Source organism: Clostridium nitrophenolicum, from assembly GCF_055391695.1.
Map to the genome: position 1 here is coordinate 180,590 of NZ_AP042469.1, position 24,723 is coordinate 205,312.

The window sequence follows — 24,723 nt, forward strand, 5'->3', positions numbered from 1 at the left end:
AAAATGATATTAAACTATAAGCATATTAAGGCTAAATTTATGATCCCAAAAAAGAAATGTAAAATCATTTACAGAGATAAATTGTTAAATAAGTTAGATAAAGCTTTAAATACAAAGCTTACTATTATATCAGCTCCAGCAGGAAGTGGAAAAACTACTTCCGTTATTTCCTGGATAAGTTTGAGAAACTTATCTGACAATACAATATGGGTTTCCTTAGATGAAAGAGATGACAACCCAGAGGTATTTTGGAGCTGTTTTGTTGCAGTAATTGAGGAATTAAAGAATAATGGTATTAAATGTGATGCAATAAACTTTGATGATCAAGATGTCTCAATTGAATCAATAATAGAAGCACTGTTAAATAGTATTTCATTGATAAACAAGGATTTAATATTTGTAATGGATGATTTTCATTGTATAAAAAACAAAGATATTCTTTTAGGGATTAAGCATTTCATCGATAGTATTTCTGATAATATTCATCTTATAATAACCAGCAGAACAAAGCCGAATATAAATATCTCAAAATTAAGATTAGATGGGGAAGTAACTGAAATAGATAGAAACGAATTGAGTTTTTCTTTAGATGAAACTTCGGAGTTTTTAAGTAATATGGGAGTACAAATACCAGAGGAAGGTGTAAAGACGTTAAATGAACGCACAGAAGGTTGGATAGCGGGGCTACAGATTGCTGTATTATCTATGCAGGAAAAAAAGGACATGATGGAACTGGCTGAAAGCTTTTGTGGAAGTAATAAATATGTACAGGATTATTTTTGTGAAGAAGTTTTTAATAATCAATCAGAGGAAACGATAGAATTTCTATTAAATACATGTATTTTAGATGAGCTAACAGCAGATTTATGTAATGCAGTTAACTGTCAAAAAAATAGTCAACAAATTCTTGAGAAAATATATGAGGAAAATTTATTTATTGAAAAATTAGATTGTGACGGGAAATCCTTTAGGTATTATAGGCTTTTTAAAGAGTTTTTAATTAATAAGGTAAGTGGATTAAATAAAGATAAAATTTATGAGGCTAGTAACAGAGCTGCTGAGTGGTATGAGGGAAATGGACTCATAAATAATGCTATCAATCAGTATGTAAGAGTAGAAAATTTTCAACAGGTAGAAAAGCTAGTAGAAGAAGAATGTATAAAAAAGATTTTAAGCAATGATTATTTTTATGTAATGTATTGGTTAGAAAATATGCCGCAAGATATTATCATAAAAAATCCAAGACTTTGTATAACTTATATGTATATACATATATACGATGATACTAATTATAATAAATACTTAGAGCTTACTGAAAAGATAATCGAAAGCTATGTGGATGGAGAATATAGGAATGAGTGCTTAGGAACATTATCTATTGTTAAGGGAGACAAAAGTCTCATAAGATCAGAATATAAAAAAAGTATAAAATATTATGAAGATGCACTAGGCTATTTGAAAAATGACGTATTCTGGAGCGCAATAATAAACTTAAAGCTAGGAATAGCGTACTTTTATTCAAAGGATTTTGTTTCTGAGAGAAAAAGCTTTGATCAAGCAGCGCTTCTGAGTCAATCTTATCAAGATACTAGCCTGAATTTAGTAATAAATAGAGCGATAATTTTTACAAAATTCTTAAGAGGTCAATTGATTGAATGTGAAAATATATGTAATGAATGTTTAAGTAATAATGTAAGTGACGAGCTGAAAGAACCTTCGTTGATGGCAATTTTTTATATAATATTAGCATTAGTGTATTATGAAAAGAATGAAATTATTAAGGCAGAAGAATATGTACTAAAAGGTATAAAATTTGCGGAGAAACAAGGGGATTTCTATACTCACTATTACACATTATGTTTAGGGCACTATGTTTATCAAGGAATACTTATGCAAAAAGGCAGTAAAGGCGAAATAGATAAAATTAATGAAAAAATAGAGGAATTGTCACAAAAATATAGCGATAATAAACTGCTAGATAGGTATCACTTTCATAAGTTAAAGGATTATTTTGAGATATTCAAAATGGAAAGATTCATGGAATACGACAAGATCAATCTTGTAGAAAAGCGTGTTACAATAATGGACTTTAGATTTACAGAGGAAATCGTTGTCTTTGCAAAGATGCTTATATTTAAGGGTAAACATGATGATGCATTAATGCTATTAAATAAGGTTTTAAATTCCGATAACGAACAAGATAACAAATATTTAAGCATAAGAGCCCATATTTATAGAACAGAAATCTTTTGTCAGAAAGATCAATATGAAAATGCCACAAAGGATTTAAGAGAAGCTTTAAACATTGGATATGAGAATGGATTTGTTAGAGTATTTCTATTTAAGCATTTAAAAATAAGTAAAATATTATTGAAAACTATAAAAGCTATGAAATTTAACAAAGACTATCATAAGATGGGAGAATACCTAAATAAGATATTGGCTCTGTATTCAACTAAAGAAAATAATGAACTAATAAGTAAGAGAGAAAAAGAAGTTCTAATGCTTATAGAAAATGGTGCAAAAAACTCAGAAATAGCTCAAAAATTATTTATCTCAGAAAGTACAGCCAAAAGTCATATACTGAATATATTCAGTAAATTAGGTGTTCGCAACAGAATACAAGCCGTAGCAAAAGCTAAAGAAATAGGAATCATTTAGAACACACTTCTAATTAAACACACTATAGGAAATAACTAGAAAGTCAACTTTCGGTCAATTAACTCCTATAGTGTGTTTTGTAAATTCAGCATTTTTCGACATTAATATTTGTAGTCAGCTAAAAGTATGAGTTCGTATAATATGTATTTCAACCTATTGATTCATACTTTGAGATGATTTAGATAATTAAAAAAAATGTTATAGTATATAATACATTGACAATAAATTAACATAACTTAAAAAAGTTCTGCAGAGCTTTGCAAACCAATATTTAACAATAAACAACAGGCATAATAAAATCTTACTAAAAATTAAAAAGAAATTGCAATAACCAAGGAGGATAAAATATGGCTTCAAATGCAAGTTCAACTAAAAAGTTAACGTTGATATCATTAGTATTAATGATTTTCACTTCTGTTTACGGATTTAATAATATCCCAAGATCCTTTTATAAAATGGGATATGCTGCAATTCCATGGTATATCTTATCAGGAATAGCATTCTTTATTCCTTTTGCATTAATGATGGCTGAGTTTGGTGCAGCATTCAAAGATGAAAAGGGTGGAATCTACTCATGGATGGAAAAGTCTATAGGACCTAAATTTGCATTCATGGGAACATTCATGTGGTATGCTTCTTATGTAATTTGGATGGTAAACGTTGCATCAGGTTTATGGGTTCCAGTTTCAAATGCTATATTTGGACAAGATACAACAAAGAACTGGCATTTACTTGGACTATCTGGACCAAAGACTCTAGGAATATTAGGAATACTATGGATAATATTTGTAACATATGTATCAAGTAAAGGTTTAGATAAAATCAAAAAAGTAACATCATTAGGTGGTACTGCAGTTGCAGCACTAAATATAATTGTTTGGATTGGTGCTATAGCAGTACTTATAGGAAATCATGGACAATTAGCACAACCAATCGAAGGATTAAAATCCTTTACACAGTCACCAAATCCTAAATTTGTTGGAAATACAATAGTTTCATTAGCATTCGTAGTTTATGCAATATTTGCATATGGCGGTATAGAAGTTGTTGGAGGTCTTGTTGACCAAACTGAAAATGCAGAAAAAACATTCCCTAAGGGTGTTATTATATCAGCAGCGGTAATAACAATAGGATATTCAGCAGGTATATTCTTAGTTGGTATATTCACTAACTGGTCAAGCGTTATGAACACAGAAGGCGTTCACTTAGGAAACGCAAGTTATGTTGTTATGGCTAACCTAGGATACGCACTTGGTACTGCTTTTGGAGCAAGCCAAGCTACTGCTACTATGATGGCTCATGGCGTTGCTAGATTCGTTGGACTTTCAATGTTCTTAGCGTTATCCGGTGCATTCTTTACACTAATGTTCTCTCCATTAAAACAATTAATTGAAGGAACTCCAGCTAAATTATGGCCTGGAAAAATGGGAGAACTTAAAGATGGAATGCCAATAAATGCTATGTGGATTCAAGCAATTATAGTTTGTGCAATGATATTCCTAGTAGCTTTCGGTGGAGACTCAATGTCTAAATTCTTTGACATACTTGTTGCTATGACTAACGTAGCGATGACTCTACCATACATGTTCTTAGCTGGTGCTTTCCCAGCATTTAAGAGAAAGTCAGAAATCAAAAAGCCATTTGAAGTATTTAAAACTCAAGGAAGTGCTAATTTATGGACTTTGGTAGTTATATTAACAGTAGGCTTTGCTAACATATTCTCAATAATAGAACCAGCTATAAGTGGCAATATAGAAATCACGGTTTGGAGTATAGCTGGACCAGTATTCTTCTCATTAGTTGCATGGATAATGTATAGCAGTTATCAAAAGAAAAATATTGGACAAAATAAAGATATAGATAGTGCAATATAATCATAATTTAAAGTATAGAGGGAGTTTTTACTCCCTTTATTTTTAAAAAATATTATTTTAGGGGGTAATTTATATGAGCAAAGAGTTAACAAAAAAATATGAATATGCTTGGGATAAGTATTCTGATGATGAGTTAAAAAGTTTATTTGACCTATCTGAAGGATACAAAGAATTTATGTCAAAGTGCAAAACTGAAAGAGAGTGCGTACATGAATTTATAGCCAGAGCAGAAAAGGCTGGATTTAAGAATTTAGAAGATGTCATAAAGCAAAAGGGCTCATTAAAAGCTGGCGATAAAGTTTATGCTAACAACATGGATAAAGCCTTAGCTATGTTTACCATTGGAACAAATGCTTTCAGCCAAGGAATGAGAATATTAGGAGCGCATGTGGACTCACCAAGGATGGATTTAAAACAAAATCCATTGTATGAAGATACTGATTTGGCTTTATTTGAAACCCATTATTATGGAGGCATAAAAAAATACCAATGGGTGACTCTTCCTCTTGCTATACATGGAGTTGTTGTTAGAAAAGATGGCACAAAAGTAAATATTGTTATTGGAGAAGATGAAAAGGATCCTGTTGTGGGAGTATCTGATTTATTAATACATTTAGCAGCAGATCAGATGGATAAAAAGGCCAACAAGGTAATTGAAGGTGAAGACTTAAATGTATTAGTTGGAAGTATGCCAATTAGTGATAAGAATGCAAAGGATAGAGTTAAGCAAAACATATTAAGATTGTTAAATGAAAAATATGACATAACAGAAGAAGATTTTGTATCTGCTGAGCTTGAAGTAGTTCCAGCAGGAAAAGCAAGAGACTTTGGACTAGATAAGAGCATGGTTATGGCATATGGACATGATGATAGAATATGTTCTTATACTTCTTTTGAAGCTATGTTAAAAATGGAAAATCCAGAAAAAACTTGTGTAACTTTGTTAGTTGACAAAGAAGAAATAGGAAGTGTTGGAGCTACAGGTATGCATTCAAGATTCTTCGAAAATACAGTAGCTGAAATTATGGAGTTATGTGGAGAATATAGCGACATAAAGCTAAGAAGAACATTAAGAGATTCTAAAATGCTTTCATCAGATGTAACTGCTGCTTATGATCCGAATTTCCCATCTGTTATGGAGAAAAAGAATACTGCATATTTGGGAAAAGGTATAGTATTCAATAAGTACACAGGATCAAGAGGCAAGGCAGGTTCAAATGATGCTAACCCAGAGTATATAGCAGAAATAAGAGCTATCTTAGATAAGCACAATGTAACATGGCAGACTTCAGAGCTTGGAAAGGTTGATCAGGGAGGCGGTGGTACTATAGCTTATATATTAGCTGAGTACGGAATGAATGTTATAGATTGTGGTGTTGCTCTTCACAATATGCATGCTCCTTGGGAAATTGCAAGTAAAGCAGATATATATGAGGCTGCAAAAGGATATGAGGCTTTCTTAAAAGAAGTGTAGTAGGTAGCTAAATAACGCATTTGTATAAGTATATTTAAAATAAAAACGTGGTGTATCAATTTTAAAAATTGGAGCACCACGTCTTTTATTTTTATTTACTAAAACTTAATAAGAAATGTTACAGAAAATTTGTTATAATAGATTAAATTACAGGTATTATATTTAGCTATAGATTGGAGATGTTTTTATGCACTTTACAAACTATAACTCTATATCCTTTGCCAGCAATAAAAATAACGAAGATATAGTTTTTGCTTCTAGCACCTATGGATGGGTAATTGATGGAGCAACTGGACTTGCTAAAAAGAACGCTACAGGTTGTTCTAGTGACGCAGCTTGGTTTGTTAAAGCCTGGGATGAGTACCTTAAGAAGAATATAGATAATATTTCTTTGAATCTAAAACAAATAATAAATAATGGTATGGAATTTGTTGAAAGGGAGTTCTATAAACTAGATAAGACGAATTCAATAGACAAACTTAACATACCCTCTGCATCTATTGCTCTTATACGAATTAATAACAATAAAATTGAATATTTTTTACTTGGAGATTGTACACTAATAGCTGAAAATGTTGATGGTGAGCATATTAAGATAAAAGATAAAAGTGTAGAAAAACTTGATGGTATTGCAATAGAAGAGTTAAAAAGATATATAGAAGAGGAAGGTTTAGATTTTAGTGAAGCCAGAAATAGAGTGAATAATTTATTAATTAAACATAGATTATTAAAAAATACTCCTGAAGGTTATTGGGTTTTAGAGTTTAATAGGGAAGCTATTGATAATGCTATCATAGGGGAGTTGGAATTTGAACAATATAAAAAGATTCTATTAATGTCTGATGGCTTTGCAGCGATTGCGGATGTCTACAAACATATCGAATATTCAAGAATTATCCGAGCAGTAGAAGAATTAGGCTTAAACAGAGTATATGAAATTATAAGAAAAATTGAAAATGAAGATATTGATATGAAAAAATATCCTAGATTAAAAGTAGGTGACGATTCATCGGCAATTATTTTTTACTAATAATAAGGATGATTTCTATTTTTGTAGAAATCATTCTTATTTTGTATTATAGTTGTTTTCCTTGTGAGAAAATAGTGGTATAATTATAATAAAATTGAAATTTAGGAAGGTATATTACTTTATGCTAAAGATAACTATAGTCGAGCTATTATTTAGAGCTATTCCTGAATCATTTCTATTTATATGGACAAGCTATATTTTCGCGCATCTAAGTATTGAAAAAAAGAAATATTTTATATCAAGTGTTCTTTCTGCTGTAAGTATATACTTAATAAGACTATTACCTATTAATATTGGTGTTAACATTATTATTACTTCTGCAGTTTATATCCTTATAACTGCATCAATAAATAAAATACCTATTATAAAAGCAATATCATCTATAATGATCTCTTCAATACTATTATCGATGTGTGAATCTTTAAATGTATTTGTTTTAAATTGGCTAAAAGTTGATATGCAAATAATAGTAGACAAACCCTTAATAAAAATACTATATTTTACTCCTTCACTAATGTTATTTGGAAGTATTATTTTATTATTATATATATTAAAATACAGAAAGAAGGAAGATGATTAGAGGAATGTTTTTAATTGAAAGAATTTCAAATAAAGTAGGATACAAAGTTGCTTCTTCATTAAAATTAGACAAGGATCAAGAAGAGATTATTGCCTATGGAGCATTTTGTTTGATGCAGGTTTTATGGGCTATTTTTTGGGTTGTATTATTTGGAACAATCTTTAATGTATTAACAGATGCTCTAATTATTACCTTTGCTATTGCATTGCTAAGAAAATATTCAGGGGGAGCTCATTTTAGTTCTCCAAATAGTTGTGCAATAATTGGAGGAGTTGTCTGTACAACTTTAGCATTAATCGTTAATAAAATATTACCGCTATTCGATATTAAAATATTAATTGTTATAGGAGCCATATGTTTAATGGGTTCATACTTCATTGTTAATAAGCTTGCTCCTGTAGATAGTTCCGCTAAACCAATAAGAAAAGTTGAAACAAGACAACGTTTAAAAAGACAATCTATTTTAATCCTTAATGTACTGCTTATAATCATGGTTATATTATTATTTGTTCATTTTAAATATAACAATAGCTTTTCATTAGAAAGTGCAGAATCAATATGCATAGCCATTCTATGGCAGGTCTTAACACTTACATCTATAGGACATCAAATTTTTAACAAAATAGATAACTTTTTAAAATTTAAAAAAGGGAGGAACTAAAATGAAAAAGAAATTTATGAGAATTATCATGGGGTTAGGAGCTAGTGTACTTACACTTTTTGCTCTTTCAACATCAGCATCAGCATGCTTTATAGCATCATATCAACCTAAAGAGCCAAAATGTCTTAGAGAAGAATAATACTGTATAATATAAGGATCGTATTTTCGGTCCTTATATTATTAATAATAAAAATATGTGGGTGTGAGAATTATGGATAACTTTGAACATAGTAGAGAGAAAAATATAAATGATATTATATCTGTTGTAAAGTTAGCGTCATTACTTTTTTGTGCAATAATTGTTTATAATAGAATCTTGGTGAAGGATCAAGTAATTACGAGTACCATGGCTGATAATTTTAGCATAGTTGTATTTGGCGTAATAACAGGAGTAATAATGGTTATTTATTGGATATGGGCATTTCTTTCAACAAATAAAGCTTTGTCTAAATACAGTAAAGAAATCGAAATTGTCGAAAACTTTATATTTATCCTAATATTCTCGATTCTTATTGTTAAATCAGACGCTTATTTAAGCCAGTATAAATTTTTATTCTTATTTATAATTATTACATCAACTTTGCAATTAGGTATGAAGTATGGGATGGCTACTGCTATAGTTTCATCTATAATAATATTAATGATAGATTTAATATATGGTCCTAAAGGTCCTATTAACATGTATTTTGAAAATGATTTAATTTTAGCAGGTGTTTTTATTTTGACAGCTTGGCCCTTAGGATACTATGTGAAAATTGAAAATGAAAATATAAATAGAAAAAATGAGCAACTTAAAGAACTGAATAAGGAGTTAAATAAAAAGGATAGACAACGTAAATATATGGAAGGAGTACTCCTAAAAAACGAAGCTTGTTATAATCTGCTTATTCAGAATTCCAGAGATGCTATTTTTGTTCATCGTGATTATAAATTAATATTTTCAAATGAAGGTGCGGCAAAACTTATTGGTTTTATGAATGCAGAAGAGTTAATCGGAAAATCAATTTTGGACTTTATCCCCAGTGATGAAAAAGATAGCATGAAAGAAAAGTTTCTAAAGGTATATGATGAAAAAGCCACTATGCTGACTTTTGAAGATAAAATAGAAAAAAATAATGGGGAGATAGCTGTTGTACAAAATACATCTACCTATTTTATATATGAAGGTAAACCAACAACACTAAGCATATTTCGTGACATTACACCGGAAAAACAAGTAGAAAAACTACAAAAAGATGTAGAAAAGAATATAGAGTTATTAAAAGAAACCCGTGAATTTAATAAGTTTATCACAGAATTTTTCTCCAATATTTCTCACGAATTGAAGACTCCTTTAAATGTTATATTTGCTGCTGTACAGGTATTAAGTTTATACAATAATACTGGTGAAGGATTCAAAGATAAACAAGATAAGTATTTAGAAGTTATGCGGCAAAACTGCTATAGGCTTATGAGATTAATTAATAATCTATTGGATGTGACTAGAGCAGATTCAGGATTTCTTAAACTTAATGCTCAAAATTATAATATTATAAGTGTTGTAGAAGACATAACATTGTCTGTCGCTTCCTATGTAGAAGATAAAGGAATAAGTCTTATATTCGACACTAATGTAGAAGAAAAGGTAATGGCCTTCGATCCATATAAAATCGAACGAATTATTCTTAATCTGCTTTCAAATGCAATTAAGTTTACTAATCCTGAAGGTGTAATATATGTAAATATAATTGATATGGAGAGCAGTGTTACTATTTCTGTAAGGGATACTGGTGTAGGAATACCAGAAGACAAGCTTCAAGTGATATTTGAAAGATTCGGGCAAGTGGATAAAACATTAAGTAGAAATCGTGAAGGAAGTGGTATTGGGTTGTCACTTGTTAAGTCCTTTGTAGAAATGCACGGTGGAAAAATTCATGCTAAAAGTAAATTAGGCGTAGGAAGTGAGTTTATTATTGAGCTTCCTGCAGTGGTTTTAGAAGAAAATGAGGACGAAGGTTTTACGCACGAAACAAACACTGAAAGAATTAATATCGAGTTTTCTGATATATATAAATAACGATTACTGGGAAATTGTAGGTATATGCCAGTTAATTATTATAAATCTAAATAATATGTTTGACATCCTCGACAAATTTTGATATTTTCTTAGAGGAATATATTATTAGAGGAGGTACTCATGAGTACGAGTCAGACGCAAAATGTTAAAATTTTAAACTGTGATCCTTCAGCATTAGGCCTATTTGGACTAGCTATGGTAACCCTTGTAGCATCATCACAAAAGTTAGGGTTAACACAAGGAACTTCTTTTGTATTACCTTGGGCAATTTTTCTTGGTGGTTTTGCACAACTATTTGCTTGCTTAAATGATTCAAAAAGACAAAATGTTTTTGGAACAACTGCCTTTGGAGCATATGCATTCTTTTGGTTTGCAGTAGGAACTTCATGGATGATTAAAGGCGGAGTATTTGGACAAACTTTAGCATCTACAGTAGATGCTAAACAACTAGGATTTGCTTATATAGGATATTTAATATTTACTATATTTATGACTATAGGAGCGGCTGAAACAAATAAAATATTGTTTATAATATTTTTCCTTATAAACTTTTTGTTTTTAGGTTTATCACTTAGCGCATTTGGAATTATGCCTGAGTTTTCACACGAATTAGCTGCGTACTCAGAGTTATTTATATCAATTTTTTCTTTTTATGGTTCTGCAGCATCAGTTTTAAATCCACACTTTGGGAGAACGTTCTTACCAATAGGAAAACCTTTTGGAATATTTAAAAAGTAAGATAAAGCACCACATTGAGTATTTTTCTTAATGTGGTGCTCATTTTAATTATTTCAGTTTTGTTCCTTTTTCATCTTGAACTATTAAGTTTCTTTTCATAAGTCCACCTAAGGAATTTTTAAAGTTATTTTTACTTACATGAAAAGTATCATATATTTCATCTGGTGAACTCTTATCATTAAAAGGCATAAAACCACCGTGATCTTTTAGATATTCTAAAATAGTGTCTTGAAGTTCAGTTCTTTGAATCTTTCCAGCTTTTCTTGGAGTAAGGCCTAGTTTCCCATCTTCATAAATTTTGATTACAGTTAGATCAAGTATATCTCCATGGTTTATATCGCTATAGTATTCATTTTTTAAAATAACACCTTTATACATATTATCAACAGCTACCATAACGCTTTTGTTAGTTTGGAAACCATAAACTGTTCCAGTAACAGAATCTCCTATGTTGTATTTATCAGTGTCCTCTAAATATCTATCTATATCAGTAGTAGCAGCTATTCTTCCGGTCTTATCTAAATAGATATAAAATAAATAAGATTTATCATTTAGTAATCCATAAAGCTTCTCTTTAAATGGTACTAATATATCCCTTTCCAGGCCAAAGTCTACAAAGCTTCCTATTTTAGTAGTAGAAACTACTTTAAGATAAGCTAACTCTCCAGCTGTAGCTAAAGGCTTCTTTAAAGTAGCAATTAATCTATCCTTTGAATCTCTGTATATGAAAGCTTCCACTTCGTCGTCTATATTAAGTTCATTGCCTAGCGCACTCTTGTTTGGAAGCAAGATATCATCACCAGTACGTCCTGTACCTGCATCTAAGTAGTATCCAAAGTCTGCTTTTCTCACAACTTTTAATTTATTAAAATCACCTATGTTTATCAATAGTTATTACCTCACTTTGCTATGTTTATATTAATATTTTTCTCAGTACTTCTTATTTTAACACAATTTATCAAATTTATATTAATAATTTAAGGTATTAGTAGATAAAAATCAAGTTTATTGCCAAATTTTCGTATAAGGTTATAACTGAAGAATATGTCTAAAGTATGACAACTAGAGAAATATATACCTTATAGTAATTGGCGAATATTTATGAAACGTTAATAAAAAATGAACCAATCTGTTTATAACAGAATTGGTTCATTTTTTATGCCCGCAAGTTAATTTCTCTATATTAGAATTTATAAGCTTAATTTGATAAAATGATCGAGGATATTACAAATTTTACTTCAATTTTATATATTTTTATGCTACGAGTATATTATAAAAACTTGTGGGTAACAGGCAATAATATATACGTGATATTGAAGTAGTAAAGAGGGGTAACATGTATCAAAAATTCTTTATCTAATAAGATCTGGTGTTTTATTTACAATATAACAAGAAAGTTTAGAATTGTTATGCTTCAGCTTACAAATACTATTTTTAATGATTCTATGAAGAATAATTATAGATATTACAATATAATTCTATATTATAAAGACAAAATCCAGTAAAGGTGCTATAATATTTCCGTAAAAAGAGAGGTGGGAATTTAAAATGAGTGATATAGCAGGAAAAGGTTGCGAAGTGCTAGTTCCATACGAAGAACGAAAACCACTTCAGGAAATAGAACGAAGTATTACTAAAAGATACAGAAAACATATATGGTCAAAATTTGTAAAAGCAGTTAAGGACTTTAAACTAGTAGAAGATGGTGATAAAGTTGCAGTAGCTGTCTCCGGTGGTAAGGACAGTATACTGATGGCTAAGCTATTTCAAGAGTTAAAGCGCCATGGGCAAATGAACTTTGAATTGGAGTTTATTGCTATGGATCCAGGTTACCATCCAGACATAAAAAAACTATTAATTGATAATTGTGAGTATTTAAATATACCAATTCATATTTTTGAATCGGGAATTTTTGACGTAGTAGACAAAATTGCGCAGGATTATCCATGTTACATGTGTGCAAGAATGCGTAGAGGATCTCTATACAATAAAGCTAAAGAATTAGGCTGCAATAAACTTGCGCTAGGACATCATTTTAATGATGTTATTGAAACTACATTACTAAATGTACTATATTCAGGGAACTATAAAACTATGATGCCTAAGTTGAAGTCTACAAATTTCGAAGGACTTGAGCTTATTAGGCCACTTTACTATGTTCACGAGGATTATATTAAACGATTTATTCAAAACAGTGGCATTTGGCCATTAAATTGTGCATGTATGGTTGCTGCTGAAAAGATAGGAAACAAGAGATATGAAATTAAGGATTTAATTGAATCTTTAAAGAAAAATTTTAAGGACGTAGAAAAGTCTATATTCAGATCTGCACAAAATGTAAACATGGACTCTATCTTAGGATGGGAAAAGGGTGGAAAAGACTATTCATTTCTAGATTTTTATGATGAAGAGTAGCATTGGAGGGACAGTATGCTAAGAATATGGGGAAGATTGATTAAGGACGGTAAGGCTCTAAAAGATGATGTTGTTACAGCTGATATAGACGGAAGCTATCAGGATAACTTAAAGTTCTGTATAACTGAGCTTTGTAACAAATTTGACATATCTAAGCCCTACTGGCTGCCTAGCAACTTAGATGAATACAACAGAAGAAGTAAGACTAGTTTTAACCACTATAATTTTGTTGAAGAGCTGGATTTTGATAAGTTAGTAATAGAAGAATTAGATAATGAAGAGTAATAAGCCGCACCTATAGAAGAGGTGCGGTCTATTTGTATATTTAATAGAAAATTTCAAATTATATATTGAATTATTACAAATTAGTTGCTATACTAATCATTAGTAAGATAATTAAAATAAACTATTAGGGGGAATTTAATATGTCAAAAAATCCAAGAGAAATATTAAATAATTTTGTTGGAGGATTAGAATCCTTTGGAGCAACTAATAAAGAAGGCGTAGATGCTTTCATGAATTTACTTGGAACAGCTTATAAACCAGGAAAATTAGAGACAAAAGCAAAGGAATTAATAAGTGTTGCTATTGCAGTATACAATCGTTGTGAATATTGTATAGTGTTCCATGCATACAAAGCATTAGAAGCAGGCGCAACTCGTGAAGAAATAATGGAAGCTGCTATGGTTTCAGTTGCATTTGGAGGCGGCCCTACTATGGCTTACAGTGTTACATTATTAAAAGACAGCATAGATGAATTCGAAGGGGATTTCAAATAGTATAGTGGTAAAAAGACGAAAGTTAACTTAAACTTCGGGATATATTTATAGCTCTTTGTTGCGTAAATACTTTTTAATGAGTCTAAAGCTTGTATTGGAGAAAAACTAAGAATTTAGATAAACTCGCTACACTCAAACAGTATCTAATTTCTAAGTTTTTCTCCAATCCTTCGCTAAGACTCATAGAAAAAGTATTTAATCTTACTGCAGAACTATAAATATATCCCTTCGTATAAGTTAACTTTCTAGTTTTTAATCTCATAGGTATTTAACTCTGATACATGATTTAACTAAGGAATCCACAGGGGCATGTATGATGGTGTCCCTTGCGAATACCGCTACTTAGTTAAGCACCCAGGTTGAATATCTATAATAACTATTCCAAAGTTATTCATATAATTGGAGGTAAGTGATGTTAGATATAGTATTAGATAAGTTAAATGGACACGCTAAGGATGGTAAAGTATGCAGAATGTATATAAGTGTTGGGGACACAATTAATGCTGATGATAACATTTGTGATGTAGAAAGTAAAAAGGGGAGCTCAACTTTTAAATCTAACTTTTCAGGTGTTATAAAAAGCATAGAGATTTCAGAGGGAGACACTATAAGCTTAGGAACTGTAATAGCTAAAATAGAAGGAGAAGCTGTCGGGGTTAAAGAGGATAACAAAAAGATAGACAGTACCTCTAGTACTAAAAGTGCCTCATCTTTTAATTATTTCGCTGGATTAATGAAGCCTAAAAAAGAAGAAATAAGCTGTGATATAGCTATAGTTGGGGGAGGACCTGGTGGATATGTAGCTGCTATTGAAGGTGCTATGCTGGGAGCAAATGTAGTATTAATTGAAAAAGAAAATTTAGGTGGAACTTGTCTTAATCGTGGATGTATTCCAACTAAAACCTTAGTAAGGTCAGCAGAGGTATATGACAGCTTATGTAGAGCAGATGAATTTGGTCTAGTAGCAGAAAATGTATCAGTAAATATGAAAAAGATAATTCAGCGTAAAAACAATATAGTAGAAGAATTAAGAAATGGAATTCAATTTATACTTGAGAAACGTAATGTAAGAATCATAAAAGGTGAAGGTAAATTAGTAAAAGAAGATAGCCTATTTGTAAAAGAAAATAACACAGAGATAACTATTAACGCTAGAAATATAATATTAGCAACAGGTTCAAAAGCTGTGAAACTTCCAATACCAGGTGCAGATTCAGAAAACGTTATAACCAGTAATGAAGCTCTGAATTTGGATAAGCTTCCTAAAAAGTTAATAATAATAGGCGGCGGCATAATAGGTATGGAATTTGCATTTATGTACTCCAAGCTAGGTGTAGATGTATATGTGGTAGAGTATTTTGATTCAATACTAGCAACCTTAGATAAAGATATATGTGATGAAATAACTGTAATAGCAAAGGATAACAACATAAAGTTATATACTGGTTGTAAGGTCGAAGAAATATTAAAAGGCGAAGACAACCAATCAATAGTAGTATTCTCAAAAGAAGATACTAAAAAATATCTATCAGCAGATAAAGTTTTAATGGCAGTTGGTAGAGCTCCTTCAATAGACACTGCAGAGTTAGAGAAGTTTAATATTGAGTTAACTGCTAACAAAAGAGCCATATCAGTAAATGATAAAATGCAAACTAGTTTAAACAATATATATGCTATAGGTGATGCAACTAATATAATTCAATTGGCACATGTGGCATCCCATCAAGGAGTAGTGGCAGCAAGAAATATAATGGGAAAAGAATGCAGCATGAATTATGATGTAGTTCCAAGTGCCATATTTACACATCCTGAAATTGCTGTGGTTGGAGTATCAGAAAAAGAGTCAGAGAAAAAAGGTATTGAAATAGAGGTAGGTAAATTTCCTTTCGCAGCTAATGGAAAAGCCATGACCTATGGTGAAAAAGAAGGCTTTGTAAAAATCATAAAGGACAAGGCTACTGGAGTTGTTATCGGCGGCGCTATAATAGGACCTCATGCAACAGATTTAATAGCTGAATTAGCTCTAGCTGTGAAAAACAAGTTAACAGCAGAACAGATTACAGAAACTATACATGCACATCCTACTACAGCAGAAGCTATACACGAAGGAGCTCTTGCTTTAGAAGGGGGATCTCTACACTTTGTTAACTAAAGATATAAAAACAAAAATTGTTGTATCTACATCAGTTGATCCTTATTACAACTTATCCTTAGAAGAATACCTTTTAAATAATGTAGAAGAAGATGAGGTAATTCTTTATTTATGGCAAAATGCAAACACTGTAGTTATAGGTAGAAATCAAAATCCATGGAAAGAGTGCAAATGTAAAGAACTAGAACTGAATAATGGAAAAATAGCTAGAAGACTTTCCGGTGGTGGCGCAGTGTACCATGACTTGGGAAATTTAAATTTTACATTTGTGGCTAGTGAAGCTTTGTATAATCTAGAAAAACAGTTAAAGGTTATATTAAAGGCAGCTCAAAAAGAAGGGATAAATGCACAGTTTTCTGGAAGAAATGATATTGAGGTAAATGGAAAGAAGTTTTCTGGAAATGCTTTTTATTTTACGAAAACCTCAGCATATCATCATGGTGCTATACTTATTGATACCGATATAAGTAAATTAGGCAGCTATCTCCAGGTTTCAAAAGAGAAAATACAGTCCAAAGGTATAGATTCGGTGCAAGCTAGAGTTGTAAACTTAAAGAGTTTAAGGGAGACTATAACTGTAGAGTCATTTAAAATGAGACTAAAAGAAAGTTTTAAAGAGATATATGGAGGAAACCCTGAGGAATATATATTAAACGAAGAGATATTTAAATTAAATGAACTATATAATAAGTATTCTTCCTGGGAATGGATTTATGGGGAATCCCCCTCATTTGATATAAGCTTTAAAAATAGATTTACCTGGGGAGATATAGAAATTGGATTAACCCTAAAAAAGGCATATATAGAAAAGGCGGTTATATATTCTGATGCTTTAAATAGTAGCCTTATTTTAAGATTAGGTGATGTACTTGAGGGAATAAATTTTGACGTTTCAAAAATATGTGAAAAAATAAGATGCTTAAGCACTGAATTTAGTGAAGATGAAATAATAAATGATATATATAGTTGGATGAAAAGTAAAGTGTTACAATTTTAATAATGTGGATATTCATTGAGTTTTAAGTAGTAAATTTTTAATTTAATCTGGTATTTATATAAATATAAGGTGTATAAATATTCAAGTTAAGTTAAAATGTAGTTGATAACTCTATGAATATCCATTTTTTATAGATATAGTTATGAATTTTTATTAAAAAAACTTATAAAAAGTATTGTATAAACATGAAAGTGGATGTATAATAATACAAGAATTAATTTTGAATCATTAAGTGATAGAAATTTTGGGGGGAATCAAAATGTTAAAAGGAAGTTTAAAGAAGCTTATAGCAGTGTCTTTAGTTGTAGGTTCAATGTTTACTTTTGCTGCTTGTGGAAGCAATCAAAATACATCTAATAGTGGATCACAATCACAAACTATGGAAAGAATAAAGAAGAACGGAAAACTTGTTCTTGGTACAAGTGCGGACTATCCACCATATGAATTCCATAAATCAGTAGATGGAAAAGATGAAATCGTAGGTTTTGATGTTGAAGTGGCAAAACAAATAGCAAAAGATATGGGAGTAAAGCTTGAAATAAAAGACATGAAGTTTGATGGACTGCTTGCAGCTTTAGATCAAGGAAATGTTGATATTGTTGCTGCTGGAATGACTCCAACAGAAGAAAGAAAGAAAAATGTAGATTTTTCAAAAGTTTATTATAGAGCAGTTCAAACTGTAATAGTAAAAGCTTCTGATAAAGATAAGATAAAATCAGTAGATGATTTAAAAGGTAAAAGAGTAGGAGTTCAAAAAGGAGCAATACAAGAAGAAATAGCTAAGAAGCAAATGCCAAATTCTGAAGCTGTAGCTCTTGGAAAAATATCAGATTTAGTTTTAGCTCTTAAGAACAACAGAGTTGATGCAGTTATAGTAGAATTGCCAGTTGCAACTTCAAATGTAAATGCTAATAAGGACTTGGTTATATCAGATATAAAACTTCAAACTGAAGAAGCAGGTTCTGCAGTTGCAGTTAAAAAGGGAAGCGCAGATGTAGTTAGCGCAATAGATAAGACATTAGACAAATTAGTTCAAGATAAGAGTATTGATAAATACGTTACTGATGCAACTAACTCAGTAGAGACAAAATAAAGTGAGACCTTTAAGTTCAGCAATAATTGTTAGGTAGCTGTAGTTACCTAACAATTTATTTTCTGAGCACATTATTTTTTACCACTTTAATTTAATATAAGACGGGGAGGACGTAGTATTGGATTTCAGTTTTTTATCTAATTATTACATGTTTTTTGTTAATGGAGCCAAGTTTACAATATTCCTAGCATTCTTTACAGTTTTAATTGGTGTAATGCTTGGAGTTATTTTAGCTCTGATGAAGTTATCGAAGAAAAAGATTTTAAATTTAATAGCAACTGCTTATGTAGAATTTATAAGAGGAACTCCGGTACTTGTACAATTATATATTGTATTCTATGGTCTTCCGCACATAGGAATTAGTCTTCCAGACTTTGTTGCTGGTATAATAGCACTATCAGTTAATAGTTCTGCATATGTAGCGGAAATAATACGTGCTGGTATACAGGCTGTAGATAAAGGACAAATGGAAGCTGCAAGATCATTAGGTATGCCTCCAGCAATGTCTATGAGATATATAATAATACCTCAAGCTATTAAAAATATATTGCCTGCATTAGGTAATGAATTTATAGTTGTTATAAAAGAATCTTCTATAGCATCTATAATAGGTATACATGAGCTTATGTATAATGCTGATACTGTAAGAGGTAACACATTCCAGCCTTTTGCACCTTTAATTGTAGCAGCGATAATATACTTCTTAATGACATTTACACTTTCAAAAATTGTAGGTGCCTTTGAAAGGAGAATGAAGACAAGTGATTAAAGTAAATGGTTTGCATAAAAAATTTGATAAATTACATGTTCTTAAAGGAATAGACATAGAAATAAATCAAGGTGAAGTTGTTGTTGTTATAGGCCCAAGTGGTTCCGGTAAAAGTACCTTTTTAAGATGTCTTAATTTACTGGAAGAACCTACTGAAGGTGAAATTGTTTTTGAAGGTATATCTATAACGGACAAAGGTACAGATATAAATAAACTAAGACAAAAGATGGGAATGGTGTTTCAGCAGTTTAACTTATTCCCACATCTAAGCGTTTTAGAAAATATAACTATATCACCTAAAAAGTTGAAAGGCATGTCAGATGAAGAAGCTAAGAAAATAGCCTTTGATTTGTTAAAGAGAATAGGTCTTGACGATAAAGCAAATAGCTATCCAGGACAGTTATCTGGTGGACAAAAGCAGAGAATAGCTATAGCAAGAGCACTTGCTATGTCACCAGATGTTATGTTGTTTGACGAGCCAACTTCAGCTCTTGACCCAGAAATGGTAGGAGAAGTTCTAGATGTTATGAAAGAGCTTGCAGCAGAAGGCATGACAATGGTTGTTGTTACTCATGAAATGGGCTTTGCAAAAGAAGTTGGAGATAGAGTTATATTTATGGACCAAGGAAATATAATTGAAGAAAATGTACCAGAAGAATTATTCGGAAATCCACAACATCCAAGAACTAAGGATTTCTTAGGAAAAGTATTATAAGGGTACTAGGCCGAAAGCTAACTTATACTTCGAGCTATGTTTCAAAGCTTCAGTACGTTAAAAACTTTTAGTCAGTCTAAAGCTTGTGTTTTAGACGACCTAAGAACTTAGATAAACTCGCTCTGCTCAAACACTATCTAAGGTTCTAAGGTTGTCTTAAAACCCTTCGCTAAGACTGACACAAAGTTTTTAAATCTACCTTCAGCTTTGGAAACATAGCTCTTCGTATAAGTTAACTTTCTGGTTAGTTTCCCTATATATAAGCACAGTTTTGTATAAAGCTGTGCTTTTTTTGTATATATTACAGATTTATTCAAATACTATTACTAGGAGGGATGATCATGGAAGAAAAATCAAAAGTAATAAAAGTTAGAAAAAATAATGATGGAGACATAACAGATGTAATGCTGGAAAACGGAAATGTATATTCTATAGATGAAGCAATAATGATGGCAAAAGATAATTTGATCCAAGGAGTAAACGTTGGTACAGCTAGGAATGGAAGACATTATTTAAGAAGCAATCCTAATGATAAAGATAATGATAATTTAGACAATATGCCAAGTTTTTAGAAAATAATACGAACACCTCAAAATAAACAAAGTAAGATTAGCAAAAGCTAATCTTACTTTATATTATTAATCTGATGAGCATAATCTTAAGGTGTCCCTGGGGTTCCAACAGGAGCTGATGGGAATATATCTACAAATTTAATTGAATATATATCTCCCAGTACGTCAGTACCAGTATACTCGTCTCTTATAATTATATAACTTATACCCACATTTTCTAAAATTCCCACACGGTCTTGTAAGGTACCTGTTCCAAGTAAGAAGGTCACTCTTACCCTTTTACCTATCTGAGTTCTTAAGTAACCTTGAGTATAGTTAGTGTCTAATACCACAGGTGCACCGGGTGCTGTTACAAAAGGAGAAGGTGTTACCCCAACAGTGCCAGGTGCACCTATTCCTGAAGGTGTAGGACCTGGTGTGCCTCCTGGTGTAGGTGCGCCAGCGCTAGTGCCTCCAGGGATTAATTCAACGTTCTCCATATCAGGAGCTTGCATAGGACCTCCAGGGCTAGGAATTCCTTGACTCATTCCGCCTGGAAACATTCCGCCTGGGAACATTCCGCCTGGGAACATAGATGGACTAGGCATTGGCGGCATGGCTCTATATCCTGAGTTCATGTGATTTAAGTAACAGTTTGGAAACATAAGTTTACCTCCAAAAAATATTTATGAATTATTAGGTTTCAAAATAAAGTGCCGTAGGATTATAGAAGCAGTGCTTTACTACTGCTACCTGGAAACTGCCACTACCATTATATGGGAAGGTATAAGGGCATGGTCCGAAAGGGTTAAAGTACCATAGCGAAGCACCAACAGTAAATAGTCTGTTGCCAGAAAGGGCCCAATCAGCTATATCGTAATGTATCTGCTCTGGTGGGTTTGCCCAAATAGTTTGAGGATTAGCTACTCCTCCAAGCACTGGACGAACACAATCAAACTGTCCTTCTTGATAGATTACTCTTCTTAAGCTACCTTGACCTATCCTTTGATATTCACCAGATGAGACGTTCACTCTATTCATAACAACACTGGCAACTGCTTTCATGCCGTTCTCGCCTTCACCACCAGCCTCACACTTAACAATTCTGGCCAGAAGTTCTCTGTCATCCATATAATTCACCTCAATAATTAGTTACAATATCATTTTATTTATTAAAAGTCTAAAAGGTTCTGGTTATTTACGCTTTTGTATAAAAATAAAATTTCTTAACGGAGTACATAATAGCCTTCAATGGACACCTAAATGGTATAATAACCATATTCGCAACCTGCTAAAGTAACAGTACTTTGTCCTCAAGATTAATCAATCCCATTAACTATAATATGATAGAGGTATATAAAAGGTTACACATTAATTCGAGGTTTTGTAGGATCACATTCAGGTGATTTTACATCTGATACTTTAGATAACTTTGTAAGATAATAGCATTCTTCCCTGTACATATGATCTGTCGTAAGAGGCATTAAGGTACCAAGTACTTTTTTATCTAAAATTAGTTTTTCTAATTCCTTTAAAAACTTTTTGAAAGAATTCATTTCTAAATCAGCATCTTGATTTAACTTGTGAAGCGCAGGAAAATCACTCAATCCTGTTCTCATATACCCTCTAAATTCGTTAGACTTAAGATACAAATTATAAAATTTTTTACCATATTTTTTGCTTACTTTTATTAAATCTTTTTCAGACATATCTAAGCTGCGTTCTATAGAAGAAGCGTGGCCAGATCCGTCAAGTAACCATAGCAAATGATAATGTAAAGGGTGGGATAAGTTACTATGATCCTTCATCATACAACTTAAAATAAGTAAGTACTCATCTAATTCGTTAACCATGTGATTAATAAAGGTTGAAGGCAAATTAATCTTTATTTTACCTGCCAGTTGTTGAGAAAGAATCTGAAGTTTAAAGGCACGAAGATTATTTGCAGAATTATAAGCTGATGTGTTCAATAAATTAATCTCTTCTATTGTAGGCTCTCTTCGAGCTTTTTCAAGAAGGCTATCAAATAAGTGTATAAAATGATTAGCTGTCTGTATTTTATCTTTTTCTTCTGGTGATAGGGAGTTTAGAATAAAACGTGAATGGTCTCCTAGTATTTGGAGCCAAAAACGGTGTTCAAATAGTAGTTCATCTCTGTAATCAGTAAATTTCAAAAGATACCTCCAAAAAAAATCTCTACATTGTATAATATTCAGTTACTATAAAATTGTTACAAAAAAATGAAGCCTTTGCATATAAAAGTATAAATATGAAAAGGCTTCATTTTTAGATGGTTATTTTAATTCATTCATCATCTGAGTTGCTTGATTCTTTAGCAGCATAACCTCGTTATCCTGGGCATCCTTTGTTGTATACCATCCCTTTTGCTTCATAGCATCAAATACCTTGAATTGAATATCTTGAACACCATTAAAGTTGTTAACTAGCACATTTCTAAGATTTTGACAGGAAGTTTCAGTAATTCCTGTACTGTAGGCTGATATCACTTGTTTTTCGCTAGCGAGTAAATCGGTCATTAATTCTTTTTCATTCATAACAAATACCTCCCTATATATTCAATTATTGATGAGAATCAAGATATGTTTTTAATGAGTTAAAATTTTGCTTGTGAACCTGGCTAGCCTGATTACATAGGTTTTTTAACTGAGTATCGCTGCACATAGATGAATACTCATTAAACTTCTTATTCATAAGTGATTCATAATTTAGTTGATCTTCAACTACTTTTAAATTATTAGCTTCAATTTGTTTGTTTTGAGCTGCCATAAAATATAGCCTCCTTTTGTTTGAATTTATTACAAGGTTATTATTCTCATTGAAGTTCATAAATATTAGTCTTATTTTGAAACCCTATGATAAAAACTCATATTTTCTTTTACCTTAATGAGATATCCTATAGCATTAGTTATAAATAAAAAATGGAAATGTGTGTAAAAGTATAATAAAATGTACATATGGACAAATATATATAATATGGATATAATGCTAAGTTATATTAAGGTTTATTTTACTAAAAGTAATTTTGCTGGGAGGGATTTAAATGGATACAGTAATACTAATCGATTCCTGTAGTGATTTACCACTTAAATATATAGAGGAAAATAATATTCCTTACCTGCCTTTTACTTATGAACTTAAAGGCGTTGAGCGTAAGGATGATTTTTGGAAAACTGCAAGTTATAAAGAATTTTATGATGCATTAAGAGCTGGAGAGATGTCTACTACATCACAGGTGAATTTTAAATTATATTATGATGAGTTTAAAAAGTATGCGGAGCAAGGAAAATCAGTTATATATATAGGATTTTCTTCAGCGTTAAGCGGCTCCACAAGTAGTGCACAGCTAGCAAGAGAACAAATAATAGAAGAATATAAAAATGCTGATATAACAGTAATAGATAGTAAAAGCGCATCTTTAGGATTAGGGCTTTTGATTTACTACGCTTATGACATGCTTAAAAAAGGAGCCCCAAAAGATGAAATTATAAATTGGATAGAACAAAATAAACTAAAGGTAAATCACTGGTTTACGCCAGAAGATCTAAATCATCTAAAAAGAGGGGGAAGAATATCCGGTACTGCAGCCATGGTTGGAACCTTGCTTCATATAAAGCCAATATTATTTGTAGATAATCAGGGAAGACTTATTCCTGTTGAAAAAGTAAAGGGAAGAAAGAAAGCTTTAAAGACTCTTGTAGAAAAATTAAGTAAGAAAATAGTTAACCCGGAAGAAGAGGTAATAGCTATAAGCCATGGAGATTGCATTGAGGATGCTGAGTATGTAAGAGATTTAATTCTTGAACAATACAAGGTTAAAGATGTAATTATAAACAACATTGGCCCTGTAGTAGGCTCTCATACTGGAGCAGGCTTAGTTGCATTATTTTTTATGGGAGATTGTAGGGAATAAAGTTTAGTTTGAGTTGGGTATCTACACTTAAGGATTATAGAGATTCGATAGATCTTCTCATTCTAGAAATAGAAAAAATAATTAAATAAAACTTAGTATAAAAAAATTTTTAATTTTTGAAGCGGAAAAGGATGTTTAATCGTCTATATTTATGAAGACTTGAAAGTTAAATCTAGGACGCTTAAACATGAATATGAAAAATATATTAATATTGGAGTTAATGACTCTTGTTTACGTGGTGGAATAA

At 31.3% G+C, this 24,723-nt stretch carries 25 protein-coding genes; 19 read left to right on the forward strand and 6 right to left on the reverse strand.

The window, feature by feature from the left end; all coding sequences use genetic code 11:
- The first annotated feature begins 3 nt into the window (after positions 1-3).
- From ACZ5N4_RS00900 to ACZ5N4_RS00940, 9 genes are all read left to right on the forward strand, one after another.
- Entirely contained in the window at positions 4-2,661 is a 2,658-nt protein-coding gene (locus ACZ5N4_RS00900) for a LuxR C-terminal-related transcriptional regulator (protein WP_464206317.1), read from the forward strand.
- 347 nt (positions 2,662-3,008) lie between these two features.
- Complete coding sequence (gene yjeM / locus ACZ5N4_RS00905; RefSeq protein WP_464206319.1) at positions 3,009-4,535, forward strand: glutamate/gamma-aminobutyrate family transporter YjeM; 1,527 nt, start codon at positions 3,009-3,011, stop codon at positions 4,533-4,535.
- A gap of 73 nt (positions 4,536-4,608) precedes the next feature.
- Positions 4,609-6,009 carry an aminopeptidase gene (locus ACZ5N4_RS00910; RefSeq protein ID WP_464206321.1) on the forward strand — a complete coding sequence of 467 codons (1,401 nt, stop codon included), beginning with the start codon at positions 4,609-4,611 and terminating at the stop codon, positions 6,007-6,009.
- 187 nt (positions 6,010-6,196) lie between these two features.
- The gene (locus tag ACZ5N4_RS00915) at positions 6,197-7,039 is read left to right on the forward strand and encodes a protein phosphatase 2C domain-containing protein (RefSeq protein ID WP_464206323.1); all 843 of its coding nucleotides are present in this window, start codon (positions 6,197-6,199) and stop codon (positions 7,037-7,039) included.
- A gap of 121 nt (positions 7,040-7,160) precedes the next feature.
- On the forward strand, positions 7,161-7,619 hold the full coding sequence (locus ACZ5N4_RS00920; protein ID WP_464206325.1) for a hypothetical protein: 459 nt from the start codon (positions 7,161-7,163) through the stop codon (positions 7,617-7,619).
- 4 nt (positions 7,620-7,623) lie between these two features.
- Positions 7,624-8,280 carry an accessory gene regulator ArgB-like protein gene (locus tag ACZ5N4_RS00925; RefSeq protein ID WP_464206326.1) on the forward strand — a complete coding sequence of 219 codons (657 nt, stop codon included), beginning with the start codon at positions 7,624-7,626 and terminating at the stop codon, positions 8,278-8,280.
- 1 nt (position 8,281) lies between these two features.
- Positions 8,282-8,419, forward strand: coding sequence for a cyclic lactone autoinducer peptide (locus ACZ5N4_RS00930; protein ID WP_464206328.1), 138 nt, complete (start codon positions 8,282-8,284; stop codon positions 8,417-8,419).
- Between the two features lie 72 nt (positions 8,420-8,491).
- Positions 8,492-10,336 (forward strand): PAS domain-containing sensor histidine kinase, encoded by a 1,845-nt coding sequence (locus ACZ5N4_RS00935; protein WP_464206330.1) that lies wholly within the window; start codon positions 8,492-8,494, stop codon positions 10,334-10,336.
- Between the two features lie 120 nt (positions 10,337-10,456).
- Positions 10,457-11,074, forward strand: a complete 618-nt coding sequence (locus ACZ5N4_RS00940; RefSeq protein WP_464206332.1) for an acetate uptake transporter — start codon at positions 10,457-10,459, stop codon at positions 11,072-11,074.
- Between the two features lie 48 nt (positions 11,075-11,122).
- Here ACZ5N4_RS00940 and ACZ5N4_RS00945 read toward each other — a convergent pair whose 3' ends face one another.
- On the reverse strand, positions 11,123-11,962 hold the full coding sequence (locus ACZ5N4_RS00945; protein WP_464206334.1) for a CvfB family protein: 840 nt from the start codon (positions 11,960-11,962) through the stop codon (positions 11,123-11,125).
- A gap of 660 nt (positions 11,963-12,622) precedes the next feature.
- Here ACZ5N4_RS00945 and ACZ5N4_RS00950 point away from each other — a divergent pair.
- From ACZ5N4_RS00950 to ACZ5N4_RS00990, 9 genes are all read left to right on the forward strand, one after another.
- Positions 12,623-13,489, forward strand: coding sequence for a tRNA 2-thiocytidine biosynthesis TtcA family protein (locus tag ACZ5N4_RS00950; protein WP_464206336.1), 867 nt, complete (start codon positions 12,623-12,625; stop codon positions 13,487-13,489).
- A 15-nt stretch (positions 13,490-13,504) separates the two neighbouring features.
- Positions 13,505-13,774 carry a hypothetical protein gene (locus tag ACZ5N4_RS00955; RefSeq protein ID WP_464206338.1) on the forward strand — a complete coding sequence of 90 codons (270 nt, stop codon included), beginning with the start codon at positions 13,505-13,507 and terminating at the stop codon, positions 13,772-13,774.
- A gap of 140 nt (positions 13,775-13,914) precedes the next feature.
- The gene (locus ACZ5N4_RS00960) at positions 13,915-14,268 is read left to right on the forward strand and encodes a carboxymuconolactone decarboxylase family protein (protein WP_464206340.1); all 354 of its coding nucleotides are present in this window, start codon (positions 13,915-13,917) and stop codon (positions 14,266-14,268) included.
- A gap of 412 nt (positions 14,269-14,680) precedes the next feature.
- Entirely contained in the window at positions 14,681-16,420 is a 1,740-nt protein-coding gene (gene lpdA, locus ACZ5N4_RS00965; protein ID WP_464206342.1) for a dihydrolipoyl dehydrogenase, read from the forward strand.
- Positions 16,410-17,417: a lipoate--protein ligase gene (locus tag ACZ5N4_RS00970; protein WP_464206344.1), complete on the forward strand. Its 1,008-nt coding sequence runs from the start codon at positions 16,410-16,412 to the stop codon at positions 17,415-17,417. Before lpdA ends, ACZ5N4_RS00970 begins: the two co-directional genes overlap by 11 nt.
- Before the next feature lie 259 nt (positions 17,418-17,676).
- Positions 17,677-18,510 (forward strand): ABC transporter substrate-binding protein, encoded by an 834-nt coding sequence (locus tag ACZ5N4_RS00975; protein WP_464206346.1) that lies wholly within the window; start codon positions 17,677-17,679, stop codon positions 18,508-18,510.
- A gap of 118 nt (positions 18,511-18,628) precedes the next feature.
- Entirely contained in the window at positions 18,629-19,279 is a 651-nt protein-coding gene (locus ACZ5N4_RS00980) for an amino acid ABC transporter permease (protein WP_464206347.1), read from the forward strand.
- On the forward strand, positions 19,272-19,994 hold the full coding sequence (locus ACZ5N4_RS00985) for an amino acid ABC transporter ATP-binding protein (RefSeq protein ID WP_464206348.1): 723 nt from the start codon (positions 19,272-19,274) through the stop codon (positions 19,992-19,994). The genes ACZ5N4_RS00980 and ACZ5N4_RS00985 overlap by 8 nt, the downstream gene beginning before the upstream one ends.
- A 341-nt stretch (positions 19,995-20,335) precedes the next feature.
- Positions 20,336-20,566, forward strand: a complete 231-nt coding sequence (locus tag ACZ5N4_RS00990; RefSeq protein WP_464206350.1) for a DUF3892 domain-containing protein — start codon at positions 20,336-20,338, stop codon at positions 20,564-20,566.
- Positions 20,567-20,652: 86 nt separating this feature from the next.
- Here the strand turns inward: ACZ5N4_RS00990 and ACZ5N4_RS00995 are convergent, their stop codons facing one another.
- The 5 genes from ACZ5N4_RS00995 to ACZ5N4_RS01015 form a co-directional block, all read right to left on the reverse strand.
- On the reverse strand, positions 20,653-21,210 hold the full coding sequence (locus ACZ5N4_RS00995) for a hypothetical protein (RefSeq protein ID WP_464206352.1): 558 nt from the start codon (positions 21,208-21,210) through the stop codon (positions 20,653-20,655).
- A 31-nt stretch (positions 21,211-21,241) separates the two neighbouring features.
- Positions 21,242-21,676: a cell wall hydrolase gene (locus ACZ5N4_RS01000; RefSeq protein WP_464206354.1), complete on the reverse strand. Its 435-nt coding sequence runs from the start codon at positions 21,674-21,676 to the stop codon at positions 21,242-21,244.
- Positions 21,677-21,909: 233 nt separating this feature from the next.
- On the reverse strand, positions 21,910-22,719 hold the full coding sequence (locus tag ACZ5N4_RS01005; protein WP_464206356.1) for a DUF2935 domain-containing protein: 810 nt from the start codon (positions 22,717-22,719) through the stop codon (positions 21,910-21,912).
- Between the two features lie 120 nt (positions 22,720-22,839).
- Complete coding sequence (locus tag ACZ5N4_RS01010; protein WP_464206358.1) at positions 22,840-23,100, reverse strand: spore coat protein; 261 nt, start codon at positions 23,098-23,100, stop codon at positions 22,840-22,842.
- Between the two features lie 25 nt (positions 23,101-23,125).
- Complete coding sequence (locus tag ACZ5N4_RS01015) at positions 23,126-23,332, reverse strand: hypothetical protein (protein WP_464206360.1); 207 nt, start codon at positions 23,330-23,332, stop codon at positions 23,126-23,128.
- Positions 23,333-23,606: 274 nt separating this feature from the next.
- Between ACZ5N4_RS01015 and ACZ5N4_RS01020 the strand changes: the two genes are divergently transcribed.
- Positions 23,607-24,476 carry a DegV family protein gene (locus ACZ5N4_RS01020; protein WP_464206362.1) on the forward strand — a complete coding sequence of 290 codons (870 nt, stop codon included), beginning with the start codon at positions 23,607-23,609 and terminating at the stop codon, positions 24,474-24,476.
- Positions 24,477-24,723: the final 247 nt, after the last annotated feature.